The following is a 17,582-nucleotide window of genomic DNA, read 5'->3' on the forward strand; positions in this document are numbered from 1 at the left end:
CGCCGCCGGGTTGGCCGCAACTGCTCGAACGAGCCTTGGGGGGGAAATTAGCCCTCGTTCTGTTGATACTGCTAGTGACTCGCAACTTGCCTTCGGCTAGAGGCCCCGCAACATCAAAGGGGGATCCGAATGCGTTTGCCGAAGAGCCTGTTGTCGAGCGTCGCCATCGCCTGCCTGGGCGTAGCCACTGCACATGCGGCGCCCGTTGCCGACGACGCGCAGGTGCGGTCGGAGGACGCTAGCAGTGACGAGGTGGTCGTCGTCGGCAAGAGCTACGGCCGCGAAGTCGGCAAGACCGTCACCCCGCTCAAGGACATGCCCAACACGGTCACGCTGATCGACCGGGAACAGATCGAGGCGCAGAACCTGTTCACGCTGGAGGACGCGATGACCGCGACCAACGGCATCACCGTCACCGGCATCGGCAGCGAGGACCCGTCCTTCATGTCGCGCGGCTTTGCGATCACCAACTATCTGATCGACGGCGTGCCGACGCTGTCGTTCGGCTTCCCGGGGGTGGTGCCGGACCTGTTCGCCTATGACCGGCTGGAAGTGCTGCGCGGGCCTGCCGGCCTGTTCAGCGGATCGGGCAATCCGGCCGGCAGCATCAACCTGGTGCGCAAGCGGCCGCTGAAAGCGTTCAAGGTCCAGGCCTCGGCCGGCTATGGCAGCTACGACAATCTGCGGCTCGAGCTCGACGTTTCCGCCCCGCTCGGCGATCGCGCCGGGGTGCGCGTCGGCGGCATGCTGCAGGACCAGGACCAGTTCTTCGACGTCGCCCACCGCAACCGGCTCGGCTTCTATGGCATCACCGCGATCGAGATCGGCGACCGGACGACCCTGACGATCGGGGGCAGCTATGACCGGTTCAAGCCGGCGATCCAGTCCGGCCTTCCGGGCTATGCCGGCGGTGCCGACGGCAGCGAGGGCCGCCTGCTCGATGTCGACCGCTCGACCTATCTGGGTGCCGACTGGAACCGCTTCCGCTCGGAGACCTGGACCGCCTATGCCGAGCTGACGCATCGGGTGAGCGATCGCTGGACGCTGCGCGCGACCGGCCTGATGACCGACGTCGACCGGATCGACGTCTACAGCTACATCGGCAACCAGGCTGTGACGCCTGCGAACGGCGGCAACACCAGCCACATCGCCTATCGCGGCGACAATTTCGCCAAGACGCGGTCGTTCGACATGAACGGCGTCGGCAGCTTCCCCCTGTTCGGGCGCGAGCAGACGCTGATCCTGGGCGCCGACTATCAGGCGTCGGATTATGACAGCTATTTCACGCGGCTTTCGAACTATGCGCGCATCAACGTGTTCGATCCGGTCTCGCCAGCCGAGCCGCCGCTCAACCCCTATGGCCCGCTGCCCTATTATCCGGTGCAGGGGAGCAATGCGACCTGCCCGGCCACCAGCACGCCGATCACGCCCGCGCCGGTCAATTGCGTCCTGCAATCCTATGGCGGCACCAGCACGCTCGTCGAGCAATACGGCCTCTACGGCCAGATGCGGCTACAGCCGGTCGAGGGGCTGACGCTGGTCGGCGGCGGCCGCCTCACCTGGTGGGAGCAGACGACGGAGACCCTGCTGCCTACTCCGGCGGCGCCGCGCTCCACGGGCGTGGATGCGCAGTTCACGCCCTATGCGGGCATCGTGTGGGACGTCACCCCGAACCTCAACGTCTACGGCAGCTATGCGGACAGCTTCACGCCGCAGTCGGCACCGGCCGGCCGCACGCGTCCGGATCGCGAACCGGTCAAGCCGCTGATCGGCGACCAGTATGAGCTGGGTACCAAGCTGGCGCTGATGGACAATCGCCTGCTGCTCTCGGCGGCGGTCTATCAGCTCACGCAGAGCAACCGGCTGTTCAACCCCGCCGACGAACCGACGATCGTGCTGCAGGTCGGCAAGGTCCGTGCACGCGGGATCGAGGCGGAGGCGACCGGCGAAATTCTGCCCGGCTGGCGGATCAACGGCGGCTATACCTATACCAAGACCGAGTATCTGGAGGACACTCAGCCGCAGTTCGAGGGGCTGTCGCTGACGCCGATCATTCCGAAGCACATGATCAAGGTTTTCACCAACTATGCCCCGCAGGACGGCGCGCTGGCCGGCGCCAGCGTGGGCGGCGGGCTGACGTGGTTCAGCGAGACGTCCGGCGGAACCCCGTCGATCATCGGCGCGAACGGACAGCCGACGATCTCCACCGTTGTGCGCCAGGGGGCCTATGCCGTGCTCGACCTGCGTGCCGGCTACAAGGTCAACGACCAGCTTTCCTTCTCGATCAACGCGAACAACCTACTCGACCGCAGCTATTATTCGCGCATCTCCTCCACCGGGCGCGGCAACTACTACGGCAGCCCGCGCACGGTGTTCGCGACCATCCGGCTCACCTACCCGTGAGCGCCCTCGCTTTCTCGAAAGGACCCTCTGCCATGAAGAAGATGCTGTTCGCCGCCCTGCTGCTGGGCCTCTCGACGGCGGCTCAGGGGCATGAAGTCTGGATCGAGCGCGACGGCGACGGTCCCGCGCGCATCTATCTGGGGGAACCCGCCGAGGCGATGCCCGCGGGCGGCGATCCGGAGTTCGCCAAGCTGAAGGCGCCCAAGTTGCTGAAGGCGCCGAATGCCCGGCTGGAGCGCAAGACCGGCTATCTGGAAGCAGCCGTCCCCGCAGGGGACGTGCGCGCCTGGGACGACACGGTGTTCGCGCCCTGGGGCGAGCCGGGCAAGCAGGAGTCGGTGGTCTATTACGCCCGCGCCGGGCGGACGGAGCCACGCGCGGCCCTTCCGTTCGAGTTCGTGCCTGCCACGGCGGGCGCCGATCGCTTCCGCCTGGTACGCGACGGCAAGCCGGTTGCCGGGAATGAAGTCACGCTGATCGCACCCGACAAGTCGACGCAGAAGCTGGTCACCGATGCCAAGGGCGAAGTGACGGCGCCGGCTGGCGCGAAGGGGCGGTATCTGCTGACGGCGGCGCTCAAGGACGAGGGCGCGTACACGACGCCCGCAGGCCCCGTCGCGGTGCTGCATCGCATCACCACGATCAGCTACCTGGCGAACTAACAAAAACGGCAGCTTCAAGGGCCGAAGCGCTTGAGGCTGCCGTCTGCAGTGGCGGGGTCGGGGGAACCCCGGGGAAGCGGTCAGAAGCGCATCCGCACGCCCAGACGATAGATGCGGCCGAGCGTGTCATAGAGCGCGGGATTGACGTCGAGGCCGGTGTTGGTCTGCGGCGACGGTGCCGGATCATGGTCGAACACATTGTCGACCTTGAAGAAGGTCGTGACCTCCTTGGTCACGTTGTACGAGCCGCCGATGTCCAGGTAGAAGGCGCCCTTCATCCGGTTGTAGTCGATGGTCGGATTGTTTCCGGTGGAAACCGGGCAGTCCGAGATGCAGGCCACATACTGGTTGCCGAATACCCCATCCGAGAACCAGCGCTCCTGGAGGATGAGGCTGAAGCGGTCATTCTCGTAGGTCTGAACGGCGAGCCACTTCCAGTCCGGCGTGGCGCCGGTGTTGGCGCCGGCCTGATCGACCGTCGCGACGCCAGCGATGCCCGCGCTGACCAGGAATTCCCGCACGTGGGTGCCGAGCGCCCGGACGGTGAAGCTGCCGGGCAGGCCGAGCGGCTGGGTCCATTGGTAGCTCGCCTCGATGTCGAAGCCGCTCGTCTTCCAGGAGGCGAGGTTGAAGGGCTGGACGTTGACGAAGTTGCCGCCTTGAACGGGGCTGTTGAGCTCGAAGCCGCCGCAAAAGGCCTGGTTCCCCTCGAAGCAGAAGCGGACGATCTGGTCCGGGCTGAGGGTCGAGACGACCCCGTCGAGCTTGATGTTGTAATAGTCGAGCGAGAGGCTGAAGCCGGGCAGCCACGACGGGCGCGAGAGCACGATGCCGACTTCGGTGTTGCGGGCGATCTCCGGTTTCAGGTCGGGATTGCCGATGGTGTTCTGGAAGATCTGGACCGCGCGGTTGCGGAACGGGTCGGTGAAGTTCGGCACCGTGGTGACCGTCGGCGCGGCGAACAGCTCCGACAGGTTGGGAGCGCGAACGTCGCGCGAGGTGACGGCGCGGAGCCGCAGGCCTTCCAATGGCGTGTCCCAGGTGCCGCCGACCTTCCATGCCCAGACGGTGCCGGACGTGCTGTAATGGGTGCCGCGGCCGGCGGCATTCAGGTTCGCACGCCCGATCGAGGGGCTGTCGAACAGGGGCAGGTTGACCTCCAGGAACCCTTCGTAGACGTCGTACTTGCCGCTGCCGTTCTTGTAGTTGCCGGCGGCCCAGTTGCTTCCCTGGTCCGCGTTGAGCAGCGGATCCGCGGGATATTCCGGGCTGTTCGGGCTCACGTCCATGACGCCGGCGCCATAGGGGTCGGCGCGTACGCGATAATATTCGCGCCGGTACTCGGCACCGAGGGCGACCGACAATGGACCGGCCCACAGCTCGACGGGCGCGCCGGAGAAGTTGAGGCTCGCGACATCCTGGGTCAGCTTGGTGTGCTGGAACGGACCGTTTTCGGGCGTGATATAGGCAAGCGCTGCGGCGGACGGGGCGAAGCCGCCGAAGATGTTGATCGGCTGGCATCCTGCGGCCCGTGCCGCAGGATCGGCGCAGACGACCGCCCCGTTCAGCGTGATCGCGTTGGTCGCGGCGACATAGCGGTTCTGCAGCACGATGTCGTCGACATCGATGTCCGACATGGTGATGCCGTGTTCGTAATAGGCATCATAGGTCCAGTCGCTGCCGCCGATGTCGAACTTGCCCTTCAGCCCGCCGACGAAGCGGTATTGCCGGCGATCGGTGCGGACTTGGGGGTCGGGGAAGCTGCCGTTGCTGGTGCCGAAGTTGAACTGGGTGATCCCCGCGGCCGCGCAACGATCGCGTACCAGCTGCGGCAGGAATGCGTTGGCGCACTGCACGGTCAGGTTGGGCCGATTGTAGCCGGGGCTGGGCTGGTTGGAGGTCTTCACCTGCGCCACGTTCACGGTGAGATAGACCTCGTTGTCCTCGGCGAAGTCGAAGCCGATGCGGCCGAAGCCGTTCAGGCGTTCGAGTTCGGATTTCAGCGACGCGCCTGATCCTGGTGCACCGGAGAGGTCGCCGCCGACGCAGAAGCTGTTGCCCGGATAGCAGTTGGTGACGCGGCCGGTGCCCGTCGGCGTGCCGCCCGATCCATAGTTGAAGTTGTAGGGCGTACCGTTCTGGTCGAACGCGATCCCCTGCAGCGGCCCGTTGTTGATGAGGCCGTAGAGAGCGTACTGATAGGGTTGCGCATAGTCGCGATAGTTGAACTGCGGGAGCCCGTTGTCGGTGACGCCCGTGTTGAGCAGCGTCGTCGCCCGGTACCAGTTGCGGCCGCCCGCAAGGTCCGTGCCGAAGTTGCCCGCGCCGACGCCGCCCTCATGGTCGAACTCGCCGCTGACGATCAGGTGCAGGCGGTCGTCGAGCAGGGCGGTGCCATAGGCTCCCTGCACGAGCACCTGTTCGTCATCGCCATAGTTGGTGATGCCGCCCTGGACGTTGGCCTTGAAGCCCTCGAACCGGGTGTCGGTGATGAAGTTGACCACGCCGCCGACCGCGTCCGAGCCGTAGGAGGCGGAGGCACCGCCGGTCACGACGTCCACGCGCTTGACCAGCAGCTGCGGGAACATGCTGATGTCGGGAACGCCCGTCACGTTCGCGCCGACGACGCGCTGGCCGTCGAGTAGGGTCAGCGTGCGGATGGGGCCGAGGCCGCGCAGCGAGAAGGAGCTGAGGCCCTGGGTGCCGCTCGACGTGCTGAACGTGCCCGTGGAAGCGCCGGTCGAGCCCTGCAGCGACGGCAACTGCGCGATCGCGTTGAAGATGTTGGGCTGGGCGTTCTTCTGGAGCTGGTCCTCCCCGATCACCGTCGTGGGGGTCGGCGCGTTGAAGCCGGTGGTAATGCGGGTGCCGGTCACGACGACCTCGGTGGGCGACGCCTCCGGCTGGGCCGCGGTCGAGCCGGTGATGCCCGGGTCGGCAGGCGTCGCGGTGGTGTCGGTCTGGTCCTGAGGCTCGTTGGGGGGCGTCTGCTGCTGCGCCAGCGCAGGCGCGGCGGCGAGCAGGGCCGCAAGCACCGCAAAGCTGGTAACGTTATCATACGCACGTGTCTTGCGACGACGATCGCGAAGGATCTTGCCCATCATCCATCCCCTCCTTGGTGCCGGCGCGTGCCGGTGGTCCGGCGTGGCGTCGTGTCCGTGTGTGTGCATTCTATCCGATGCCGGCAGGCGCAGCATCTACGACCAAAGTCGAAGGGGGCCGATCAGGGCCGCGCCGCGAACAGCGTATGATGGGCGAGGATGAACAGCGTGGCGCCGTCCGGGCCGCCGAACAGCAGTTGGAGCGGGCGCTGCGGCACGTCGATGCGCCCTTGCTCGCGCCCGTCGGGGCCGTAGACGTAGATCTCGCCGTTCGCGACGTAGACGCGCCCGTCCGGACCCACGGCCACGCTTTCGCCGCCGCGCGGCGCAAAGGGCTTGAGGTCGGTCACCGCGCCGCCCGCGCCCAGGAGGCCACTGTAGGTACGATCCTCGGAGCCGTTCGCAACATAGACGCGGGAACCCACGGTGCCCTGGACGAAGCCATAGGTGTCGAGCGTGTCGGAGAACCGCCAGCCCAGGTGATCGGCCGGCCCCTGCTGCCAGACGCGGTAGGCAGGAAGCGCGATACTTCCGTCGGGGGAACGATATTCCAGCGGCTTGGGCAGTGCCATGTCGCGCGCGAACATCTCTGCCAGCGTGGTGAAGCGGTCGGTCGCAGGATCATATTGGTCGCGGAACTCGCCGTTGTTCCAGAAGCTCGCGGGCAGGGCGATACGCGCGCCCGCGGCGGCGGAGGCAGGAGTCGGCGCGATGATCCGCGGCGCCTGGGGAGCCGCGGGATCGATGCTGTACACCGTCGCGGCCGCGCCGGCGGACGACAGCACCATCAGCTTGCCGGAGCGGTCGACCGCGAGATTGACCGGATCGAGCGGCGCATCGGCGACGATCGACAGTCCCTCCTTCTCCGACCAGCCATGGATGCGCTGGAACTGACGGTCGACGAAATAGAGCTTGCCCGCCGGGTCCACGGCGCCACCGCCTAGCGAGTAGAAGCCGTCCGCCAGCATGCGTACCGGCGCGAGCGAGGGGCTGGCTGCCGGCGCCGGCGCCTCGGTCACGTCGAGCACCGCAAACTCGCGTTCGCGCACCGCGGCGCGGCGAGTCACGTCGACAATCGCGTTCTCGTACGGATATTTGCTGGCGCGCAGGTAGGTCCCGCATCCGTTGCCGTCGCAGGTGGCAAAGCCGCTCTCGGCGTTCACATGGACGTTGCGGAAGCGGATGCCGCTCGAACCCTCCAGCGTCACGGCTGCGGGCGCGGGCTGGAGCGAGCGGGTGACGCGATAGGCGTGCAGATTGGCAAAGAGGATGTCGCGCGAGTTGCGGACCTCCAGCGCCACCGCGTCCCGGCTCTCGCCCGCCTCCTCCTCCGTCTGCGGCGCCAGGAATTGCCAGTTGCGGACGCGGTCGAGCACGATCTCGGCGCGGCGGTGATGCTCGGCCGACATCTGATAGACGTAGCCCGGCGTGCTGGTGTCCGACACGTAGAGCCCCGCCTGGGCATAGGTGTTGGGCGTCCACAGCCCGTTGAAGGTGCCGCCGCCCCCGTCGGTGACCCATAGGCTGGCATATTGGCCGTCCCAGCGCTTCTTGGGGTCGAGGTCGGCCGTGTGGTTGGCGTTATAGGGATCGAAGCGGCTGCCGTCGGCGAGGAAGGTGCCGTGACCGCCCTGGAACTTGACGTCGTCCACCAGAGACCGTTCGCCGGCGCGCCATAACAGCGCGGTCGCACGCGGGTTTGTGCCGCCCGTGAACAGGCCGAGGCCGGAGACGATCGCGTCCCCGCCTTTCGCGCTCTCGATCAGTGCGCGCGGGCTGCCGACGCCTCGGAAGGGCGCACTGTCCTCGGTCAGGACGATCTGCGTCATGCTGGGATGCAGCCCGATCAGGACGCTGTCGGGGCGCAGCTTCAGCGTGTCGGAGACGCGATAGAAGCCCGCCGGAAAGTAGAGCACCCGGTGGCTGTCGATCGCGCGCTGGATCGCGGCGGTGTCGTCGGTCGCATTGTCCCCGCGCACCCCCAGGTCCCGCACGTTCACCCAGTCGGCGACCGGTGGCAGCAGGCGGATCGCGTGATCGCGGCGACGCGGGGTGCCCGAGAGCGGCGCGGCATCCATGCGCGTCGCGTAGCTGCCGGTCGCGCCCAGCGCCGGCACGGTCAGCCCATGGGTGAACTCGCGCACGCGGTAGCGGCTGCCTTTGCCGGCCACCGTCTGGCCGCTCTCGCGGAAGCGCGCGAAGACGGGCGTGCCGGTCGCCACGGCATTGTCAAAGCCGACCTGCGTGCACGCATTGCCTTCGTTGCTGATGATGACGCCGGCTTGCGAGACATTCTCGAAGCGGACGTCCTTGCCCCACAGCCAGTCGCCATAGCCGCGGTCGATTTCGATCCCGACTGGCACGTTGCGGAAGCTGGTGTTGACCAGCGTGAGGCCTGCCTCGTGCTCGCGGATTGCGGCGTCACGCTGTCCTTCGAAGCTCGAGTCCAGCAGCGTGTATTGCCAGGCCGGCGAGGGTTTCTCGGTGAGGATGCCATAGCGGCCCCCGAAGAAGCGCAGGTTCTGGCCCAGGTTCCCGACCTGGTAGATGCCGGCGAGGGCGGAGCCGAGATGAAAGTCGATGTGGCTGAGATAGGTGTGCTGGGCGGTGTGGAACCGGACTGCGGTCGCCGCCGGATTGCCGCTGCCGATCTCGAAGTCGACGTTCGCCATGGCCGAGTAGAAGGTGCCGGAATTGGCGTCGGCGATGCCGGGGTTGAACGGAACGCTGGTGGGCGGCGGCACGGGCACGCGCGGGCCTGACCCGTCCGGTTGAGGGCGGTTGCCGGTGAAGAAGATCATGTTGCCGACGCCGCTCTGGAAGCCGGGCGTGTTGGGTGCCAGCACGAAGACCGGGCGCTTCTTGCCGACCCCGAACAGGCGCACGCCCGGCCAGACATACAGCGTGCGGGTGATCCGGTACCGACCGGAGGGGAGGAAGACGAGACCACCGCCGCCCTGGCCCGCGGCCGCATCGATCGCCTGCTGGATCGCGGCGCTATCGTCGGTGGTGCCGTCGCCCTGCGCCGACACGGTCACCGCGCGGGGATCGTTCGGCGCGCTGGCGTAGACCGAGGTCGAGCCGGGCGCCGCCAGTGCCGGCAGGGCGGTGCCGGCGAGCAGCAGCGTCGGGAGCAGACGGAGGGCGGTGCTGGCTGTCATGGCGATGCGTCCCTTGATCGCTGCGCGAGTGTGCCCGCCTGGATAGTTCGGCCTCCCAGGAGTGGCGACCTCGACCAAGGTCGCAATGGCCAAGCAACTCGCCAGACCCAATACCGCCCGGGCAACACGGCCGGCCGGCCAAAGCTGAGGGCACAGGCGTGCAGGCACAACGGCAAGGGATCGACCGACCGCGCGCGATCGTGGTGATGGGGGTGAGCGGCACGGGCAAGACCACGCTGTCGGTAAGGCTCGGTGCAGAGCTCGGCTGCCCCGTCCTGGAGGGCGACGCCTTTCACTCGGCCGCGAGCGTCGCCAAGATGCAGGCCGGCCACCCCCTGACCGATGCGGATCGCTGGCCTTGGCTCGACCGGCTGGGGCGCGCGATCGGCGAGGCAAGCTCGGCTGAGGGGATCGCCGTTGCCGCCTGTTCGGCGCTCAAGCGCGCCTATCGCGAGCGGCTGGCCGCCGCGTCGGCGGTGCCGATGTATTTCGTCCTGCTCGACACGGCCCGCGAGGAGATCGCGCGGCGCATGGCGAGCCGGAACGGCCATTACATGCCGCCCAGCCTCCTCGACAGCCAGTTGGCGACGCTGGAGCGTCCCATGCCGGACGAGCGCGCACTGACGTTGGATGCGGCGTGGACGCCGGAGAGGCTGTGCGCGGAGGTCCGTGCCTGGCTCGATCTCGTGCCCGCGTCCCGCTGAGGGGAGCGGCAATCACGGCATCAGCCGCTTGCGTCCCTGCGACAGGTGCCAGCGCATCGCCAGCGCCGCACCATCGGCATCGCGGGCGCGGATCGCGTCCACGATCGCGTCATGCTCGTCCATCATCGCGCCGATCACCTCGGGCGGGCGCGCGCGCGAGATCTCGACGCCCGCACGCAGGATCTGCATCACCGCTTCCCGCAGGTGATCGAAGACCGGCGGGAACGCCGCGTTGCCGGTGGCCTCGGCGATGCTGCGGTGAAGGTTCCAGTCCTCGTCATGCGCGGGCGCGTTCGAGAGGAGCGCGGCGCGCAACGCGCTCAGCGCCCGCTCGATCGCCTCGAGTTGATGGTGCGAACGCCGCTGCGCCGCCAGCCGTGCCGCCTCCGCCTCCAGCACGAAGCGTACCTCGTAGGTGCCCAGCGTTGCCGCCAGCGCGTCCATCGGCATGTGCGAGCCGAGCCGGTCGGACGGCCGCCGCTTCACATAGGAGCCCGCGCCTCGGCGTGCCTCGGTGATGCCGTCGGAGGCGAGGCGGGCGAGCGCCTCGCGCACGATGGTGCGCGACATGCCGAACAGATCGGCCAGCCGGGCCTCGGAGGGTAGGCGGTCCCCGCTCACCATTCCCTGATCGTTGATGATCCGGACGATCTCCGTATAGGCGCGATCCGCGAGACGCCCCTCGCTCACGGGAGGTCCCCCACCGGCTCCACGGCCCGGCTTCGTCCGCGGTCAGACGACATAGCTGAGCGCCAGGACCAGCACGAGGCCGACCACCGAAATGGCCGTTTCGAGCAGCGACCAGGTGCGGAACGTGTCGGCGGTGCTGGTGCCGACATAGCTCTTGACCAGCCAGAAGCCCGGATCGTTCACATGGCTGAAGAACACCGATCCGGCGCCCACCGCCAGCACCACCAGCTCGGGCGAGACGCCGGAACCGGCGACCACACCCGGCATGATGCCCACCGCAGTGATCGTCGCCACGGTCGCCGAGCCGGCGGCCAGGCGGATGCCGACCGCGATCAGCCAGCCGAGCAGCAGCGGCGAAATGGCATACATCAGCACGACCCGCGCGAGCAGGTCCGACAGACCGGCCGTCACCAGCACCTGCTTGAGCGCGCCGCCCGCACCGATCGCGAGCAGGATCGCACCGGCAGCACCCATGGTTTCGAACCAGACCGCGTCCTGGATCGCCGCCTCGCGGAGGCGCCTTCCGAACAGCAGCGGCAGCGCGAGCAGGTTGGCGACCAGCAACGCCACGACCGGGTTGCTCGCGGCGGCAAGCGCCGTGTTGCCGCGCAGCCCGGGCAGCATCTGCCCGATCTCGCCCGCGGCGATCAGAACGACGGGAAGAAGCACGATGAGCAGTGCGCTCCCGCGCCCGGGTGTCGCGATGTCCAGCCGGTGATCGGTAAGAACCGGCGCCTCCAGCCGCACGCCGCGTGCGGTGACCTTTGCCAGCATCGGCCCTGCCACGATGGCCGTCGGGATCGCGATCACGATGCCGTAGAGCATCGTGCGGCCGAGGTCGGCGCCCAGCGCTTCGACGGCCAGCAGCGGACCGGGATGCGGGGGCACCAGCGCGTGGACGACGCCCAGGCCTGCGAGCGCCGGCATGATGAGGCGCAGCTTGGCCGCATCCCGTTCGGCAGGATCGTCGCCCGCCATCGTTTCGGCTGCCGCGACCACGATCGGCAGCAACAGCACCAGGCCCGTCTCGAAGAACAGCGGCAGGCCGATGACGATCGCGATGCCCAGAGTAGCCCAGGGCGCGGCTCGGGCGCCCGTGAGTTGTAGCGCCCCCTTCGCCAGCGTGGCGGCGGCGCCCGACAAATGCAGCATCGCGCCGAGCGACAGGCCGAGCGCCACGACCAGGCCGGTGCCGCCGATGATGTCGCCGACGCCCTTCTGCACCGCCTTGGCGGTTTCCGGCAGGGGAAGGCCTGCGAGCAGACCGACGGTGAACGCGCCGCAGAGCAGACCAATGAAGGGGTGGAGGCGGCCGCGCACGATCATCAGCACCGCGAGCAGAATGCCGCCCAGCGCCGCGCCGATCAGGCGAAGGTCTTCGCCGGTCATCCTGCGAGCCCGTGGAAATACGCGCGAGAAACCAGCGCTTCGGCCATCGACATCCCTCCCAAGGGTCTGGCGGCATTTTGCCTTCCGCCCATAGCTGTAGGACAGGTTTTTGCGGATCAGCAATGAAAAAGGCTTGATCAGGCCCAAATAGAGGGATCATACTCAAAACCTGTCCAACCGAATCCACGAGAGTGGAGCGCTGGACCAAGAGGCCGCCTGGACCGCGCGTCCGGTCGGACAAGGCCAAAGAAGCCGACCAGGAGGAGGATGTCGATGGGAGGGACCGCCCAACAGACTCGCCGATCCGAACCGCTCGCGAGCCACGCGGCCGAGTTCGGTCTGGCGCAACTGACACCTACGCAGATCAAGGTTCTGCGCGGTGTCCACTCAGGGCTGCTCAACAAGCAGATCGCCTTCGACCTTGGCATCGCCGAGGCGACAGTGAAGGCGCACATGACCGCATTGATGCGCAAGCTGAACGTGCGCAACCGTACCCAGGTGGCGATCGCCGCACAGGCGCTGGCCCACCACCTTTCCTGAGATCACCGCTACGCACGGGCCGGAACCCGGCTGCATTCGGCGCTTCCGTCGGTGCGAAAATGATAACGATACCAGAACAGAGGGAGATGATGGATGAAGGCGACCTGGCTGCTCGGCGCGGCGGCATTGATGCTGCCCGCCCCGGTTCTGGCAAAGTCATCATCGGTCTACCTCCAGGCTCCCGACGACCCGCGTGCGATCACCGTCCGGGGCGTCGGCGACGGACGCGCAGACGATAGTGCGGCGATCCAGCAGGCGATCGATGCCGCTGCGGAAGGCGGTCACGGCGGCGTGGTCTTCCTTCCCTCCGGCCGGTACCGCATCAGCCGCACCATCTTCGTGAAGTCCGCCGTGCGGGTGTTCGGCGTCGGCCCGACTCGTCCCGAGATCATCCTTGGGGACAACACCGGCGGCTTCGGCTCGGGCGTTGCAGCAATGGTGGCCTTCACGGGCGAGGATCAATATCGTGTCGGCAAGGCGCCGGTGCCGCCGCGCACCAGCGTGCCGTTCGACCCCAGCATCTTCGATGCCACGTCGAGCACCTTCTATTCGGCGCTTTCCAACGTGGATTTCCGCATCGGCGCGGGCAATGCCGGCGCGGTTGCCGTGCGTTTCCGCGTCGCGCAGCACGGCTATCTGCGCCACGTCGACTTCCACATCGGCTCCGGGCTCGCGGGCGTCTATCAGGCGGGCAACGAGTTCGAGAACCTCCGCTTCTACGGCGGCCGCTATGGCATCATGTCGGAAAAGACCTCGCCTGCCTGGCAGTTCACGCTGATCGATTCCGAATTCCAGGGCCAGCGCGACGCCGCGATCCGCGAGCATGAGGTCGACCTCACGCTGGTGAACGTCGCCATCCGCGACACGCCGATCGGGATCGAGATCGACCGCGGCTATTCGGACTCGCTGTTCGGCAAGCAGGTGCGGTTCGAGAATGTCTCGAACGCGGGCGTGCTGATCTCCGAAGAGAACAACGTCTTCACCCAGGTCGGCTTCGCCGATGCGGTGGCGGTCAACACGCCGACGTTCGCCCGCTTTCGCGACAGCGGGAAGACGGTGGCCGGGTCGGGGGCCCGCTACCAGGTGAAGGACTTCTCCTACGGGTTGAAGCTCGCCGGATTGGGCACGATCGGCGACTATGCGACCGACGTCGAGATGGCGCCGCTCGGTCGCACGCCGGCGCGCCCGGCGGCAAAGATCCGCGCGCTGCCGCCCGTGTCGCAATGGACCAACGTCCGCGACCTCGGCGTAAAGGGCGACGATACGACCGACGACACCGCGGCGTTGCAGCGTGCCATCGACACCCACCGCGTGCTGTATCTGCCGATGGGGCGATACCGCGTCACCGACACGCTGAAGCTGCGTCCGGACAGCGTGCTGATCGCGCTCCACCCGAGCCTCACCCACCTCTACCTGCCGGACGAGACGCCGGCGTTCATGGGCGTCGGCGGACCCAAGGCGCTGATCCAGAGCGCGAAGGGGGGCAATGCCATCGTCCACGGCCTGGGGTTGTGGACCGGTGGCGTGAACCCGCGCGCGACGGCGCTGCTGTGGCGCGCGGGCGAGGCGTCGGAGGTCAACGACGTCAAGATCCAGGGCGGCGGCGGCACCGTGCTGACCAAGGGCAGCCCGATCGGCTTCGGCGATCCGCGTGCGCGCTTCGATGGGCAATATCCCAGCATCTGGGTGACGGACGGCGGCGGCGGCACCTTTGCGGCGCTCTGGTCGCCCAACACGCTGGCGTCGGCCGGCTTCTACGTCTCGGACACCAAGACGCCGGGGCATGTCTACCAGCTGTCGGCCGAGCACCACTATCGTGCCGAGATCGTGCTCAAGAACGTCGAGAACTGGGAGTTCCTGGCGCCCCAGACCGAGCAGGAGGTGCAGGACGGCGTCAACGCGGTCTCGACCGAATTCCACAACTCCCGCAACATCCTGTTCGCCAACTACCACGGCTATCGCGTGACGCGGTCGATCAAGCCGATGGATGCGGCGGTGAAGCTCTACAACTCGGGCGACATCCGCTTCCGCAACGTCCATGTGAACGCCGAGAGCGGCTTTGCGAGCTGCGACGCGAAAGGCTGCGGCACCTTCACCCGCGTCAGTAAATTCCCGTTCGAGAACGCGATCAAGGACATGACCCGGCAACAGGAGGTCCGGGAGCGGGAGTTCGCGCGGCTCGACCTGCCGTCCGCGCCCACGGTCGCCGCAACCCAGTCCGGGGTGCCGGTGTCGCCGGGCGTGGAGAAGCTCGCCGACGGCTTCTACTCAATCGCGGGCGGGGCGGTGGATGCCAACGGCAAGCTCTTCTTCATCGACCGCTTCTTTCAGCGCATCCACGGCTGGTCCAAGCCCGAGGGGCTGACGATCGTCGCCGACGCGCCGCTCGACGCGGTCAACCTGGCGGTCGATCGTTCCGGCGACCTGCTGGTGCTCTCCTCCGCAGGTCGGGACGGGACGGTGTTCAGCATCGACCCGCAGAAGCCGGCCGATGTCCGCGTGATCGCACCGACGCCAGTCCGCGCGCACAACGGCGCCTCGACCCTGCTCCCGGTCAACGTCTGGGCGAATGGCGAGTTTGCCGACCGCATCGATCCCGCGACCTACGCCTACCCGCCGCTGTCCCACTTCTTCGTCGACAAGCTGGGGGAGGCGAAGGCGCAGGAATATGTCTCCCCGGACGGATCGCTGGTGCTGCCGGCTTTCCGCGTGTGGAACCAGGGACCCGACGATCATCGCGGGTGGCGCTGGTCGGACACGCTGGATGCCTATGGGCTGGTCGCGGCCGATGCGGACGGCCGGGTGGTCGTCACCAACGCATCGGAGAATCGGACCTACAGCGGCCGCGTGGGCGAGGGCGGCCGGGTGACCGACCTCAAGATCGTGGCGGATCGTGGGGGCGAGAGCGTGGCCCGGGATGCTGCCGGCAACCTCTATGTCGCGAACGGGCAGGTGTTCGTCTACGGCCCTGACTCGCGCCTGCAGCGGCGGATCGACGTGCCGGAGCGGCCGCTGCAGTTGCTGCTGGGCGGGCCCGACCGGCGGACGCTCTACATCCTGACCCACCACAGCCTGTACGCGACGGGCATCTGATCGCGGTGTGCCGGCGGCGGATAGTTTCCGCCGCCGGGTCCGCTCAGGCCAGCCGCTGGAGCGGCCCGCGGGAGGTCGCCCGGAAGCGGGCGGCGACCGCGGTCGTGTAGGGCTTGGCGACGATGGTGGAGACGGTCGCGAACTCCGCGACCGCCGCCTCGCGGGTGAGCGTCAGGCGAAGGAACCCCTTGTTGTCCTGGTCGCAGAACTGCACTTCCTCATTCGCATCCGCGATCAGCCGGCCGATGCCCGGCAGCAGCGACCCATAGGAAGGGCTGCTGATCGCAGTCGTGCCGAACTCGACGGCGGCAAGCGTACCCTTCTGGTCGTGGAGGTCGTTGGCCCAGGCAGCGTGGCTGTCGCCCGACAGCACGATCGGCCGCGACCCTGCCCGGCGGAAGCTGGCGTACAGCCGCTCGCGCGCGGCCGGATAGCCGTCCCAGCTGTCGAAGTTGAACGGCAGCCCGGCGCGATAGGAGGCGACTGCGCCAGCCATCCGCTCGCGATAGGCGGCGGGCATTTTCGCGATCGTCGCCGCGTAGCGCTCGGCGCCCAGCTGACGCTCCAGATCGGGTCCGGCGACGCGTGCCATCACCACCTGATTGCCCAGGACCTGCCACGGCTTGCCGGCCTTCACCGAGGCCGCAAGCGTTCCCTCGAGCCAGCGCTGCTGGCGCGGGCCCAGCAACTCCCGATCGGGGCGCGCACGCTCCGCCATCATCGGCGCGTAGTCGGCCGCAGTAGGCGCCGCGCCTTTCGCCGCGACCTGGCGCGCGCGGGCCAGCAGGCGGGTCTCGACCATCGCCAGGGTCGCCAGATCACCGAATTCGAAGCTGCGGTTGATCGCGTCCCACGGATCGCCCGGGCGCGGGTCGCGGATCGGCATCCATTCGAAATAGGCCTGCATCGCTGCCGCCTTGCGCTTCTCCCAGTCGCCCTCGGTGCCGGCGTCGTGGTTCTCGGCGCCGTGCATCCAGCTGTCGTTGGCAACCTCATGATCGTCCCACACGCAGATAAACGCGGCGCGGGCGTGGGCTGCCTGCATGTCGGGGTCGCGCTTCACCTGCGCGTGGCGGAGGCGGTAATCGGCGAGCGTCAGGATCTCGTGCCGGGGCTCGGGCAGGCGGCCGAGCTTGGCGCCCATCTCCGCGCCATATCCTTCCGCGCCATATTCATAGATATAGTCGCCCAGGTGGAGCACCGCGTCGAGCCGGTCGCTGCGCGCGATCGCGTCATAGGCGTTGTAGAGCCCGCCCGGGTAGAGCTGGCAGGAGACGACTGCGAACACCAGTTCCGCGGTGGCGCCCGTCGGAAGCGTGCGGAAGCGGCCGACCGGCGAGCGCGTGCCGTCTCCGCTGGTGAACCAGAACCAATATTCGGTGCCAGCGGAAAGGCCGCTTGCCGCGACCTTGGCGGTAAAATCGCGTGCCGCGCGGGCGACGACTTCGCCGGAGGCGATCGGCGCTGCGTCCGCGGCCGGGGCGACGTGCCAGCGCAGCGGAACGTCGGCGTTGGACCCGGCGGGCGGGGTGGCTCGCGTCCACAGGATCGCGCCGTCTGCGGCGGGATCGCCGCTCGCGACCCCATGGTCGAAGCGGCCCGTGGCCGGTGCCGCGCCGGCGCCTGCGGGCAACGTCAGGGCAAGGCCCGTCCCCAGCAGGGACAGGGCGCCGCGGCGGTTGATCGTCATCGAAAATGCTCCCCAAATCTGCCGCGGCCACTAAGCAGCGCGCGCGACACTTCGGTTGCGGAGGCGTGACACTTTGGGGAAGCGGGCGTCACCGCCGCGTCATGCGGCTGCCGCCGCTTTGTCACCTGTCCTCCCTAGTCGGGCCGCGT

At 68.0% G+C, this 17,582-nt stretch carries 10 protein-coding genes; 5 read left to right on the forward strand and 5 right to left on the reverse strand.

Annotated features, from left to right (window positions below):
• Positions 1 to 129: 129 nt before the first annotated feature.
• Positions 130 to 2,403, forward strand: a complete 2,274-nt coding sequence (locus ABDZ92_RS11440; RefSeq protein ID WP_125959379.1) for a TonB-dependent siderophore receptor — start codon at positions 130 to 132, stop codon at positions 2,401 to 2,403.
• A 32-nt stretch (positions 2,404 to 2,435) separates the two neighbouring features.
• Positions 2,436 to 3,065, forward strand: coding sequence for a DUF4198 domain-containing protein (locus tag ABDZ92_RS11445; protein WP_125959378.1), 630 nt, complete (start codon positions 2,436 to 2,438; stop codon positions 3,063 to 3,065).
• Positions 3,066 to 3,145: 80 nt separating this feature from the next.
• Here ABDZ92_RS11445 and ABDZ92_RS11450 read toward each other — a convergent pair whose 3' ends face one another.
• Positions 3,146 to 6,169, reverse strand: a complete 3,024-nt coding sequence (locus tag ABDZ92_RS11450; protein ID WP_241211724.1) for a TonB-dependent receptor plug domain-containing protein — start codon at positions 6,167 to 6,169, stop codon at positions 3,146 to 3,148.
• Positions 6,170 to 6,288: 119 nt separating this feature from the next.
• Complete coding sequence (locus ABDZ92_RS11455) at positions 6,289 to 9,327, reverse strand: glycosyl hydrolase family 28-related protein (protein ID WP_125959377.1); 3,039 nt, start codon at positions 9,325 to 9,327, stop codon at positions 6,289 to 6,291.
• 206 nt (positions 9,328 to 9,533) lie between these two features.
• Here ABDZ92_RS11455 and ABDZ92_RS11460 point away from each other — a divergent pair, with 206 nt between their 5' ends.
• Positions 9,534 to 10,031: a gluconokinase gene (locus ABDZ92_RS11460; protein WP_125959504.1), complete on the forward strand. Its 498-nt coding sequence runs from the start codon at positions 9,534 to 9,536 to the stop codon at positions 10,029 to 10,031.
• Positions 10,032 to 10,043: 12 nt separating this feature from the next.
• Here ABDZ92_RS11460 and ABDZ92_RS11465 read toward each other — a convergent pair whose 3' ends face one another.
• Positions 10,044 to 10,721, reverse strand: a complete 678-nt coding sequence (locus tag ABDZ92_RS11465) for a FadR/GntR family transcriptional regulator (RefSeq protein ID WP_125959376.1) — start codon at positions 10,719 to 10,721, stop codon at positions 10,044 to 10,046.
• A 42-nt stretch (positions 10,722 to 10,763) separates the two neighbouring features.
• The gene (locus ABDZ92_RS11470; RefSeq protein WP_125959375.1) at positions 10,764 to 12,110 is read right to left on the reverse strand and encodes a GntP family permease; all 1,347 of its coding nucleotides are present in this window, start codon (positions 12,108 to 12,110) and stop codon (positions 10,764 to 10,766) included.
• 273 nt (positions 12,111 to 12,383) lie between these two features.
• Here ABDZ92_RS11470 and ABDZ92_RS11475 point away from each other — a divergent pair, with 273 nt between their 5' ends.
• Together ABDZ92_RS11475 and ABDZ92_RS11480 are read left to right on the forward strand one after the other, a co-directional pair.
• On the forward strand, positions 12,384 to 12,650 hold the full coding sequence (locus ABDZ92_RS11475) for a helix-turn-helix domain-containing protein (protein ID WP_239555229.1): 267 nt from the start codon (positions 12,384 to 12,386) through the stop codon (positions 12,648 to 12,650).
• Positions 12,651 to 12,743: 93 nt separating this feature from the next.
• Positions 12,744 to 15,743, forward strand: a complete 3,000-nt coding sequence (locus tag ABDZ92_RS11480) for a glycosyl hydrolase family 28-related protein (RefSeq protein WP_272695164.1) — start codon at positions 12,744 to 12,746, stop codon at positions 15,741 to 15,743.
• A gap of 43 nt (positions 15,744 to 15,786) precedes the next feature.
• Here the strand turns inward: ABDZ92_RS11480 and ABDZ92_RS11485 are convergent, their stop codons facing one another.
• Complete coding sequence (locus ABDZ92_RS11485; protein ID WP_125959373.1) at positions 15,787 to 17,433, reverse strand: alkaline phosphatase D family protein; 1,647 nt, start codon at positions 17,431 to 17,433, stop codon at positions 15,787 to 15,789.
• Positions 17,434 to 17,582 lie beyond the last annotated feature (149 nt).

The sequence above is a fragment of the Sphingomonas molluscorum genome (genome assembly GCF_039522995.1).
GTDB classification, from domain to species: domain Bacteria; phylum Pseudomonadota; class Alphaproteobacteria; order Sphingomonadales; family Sphingomonadaceae; genus Sphingomonas; species Sphingomonas molluscorum.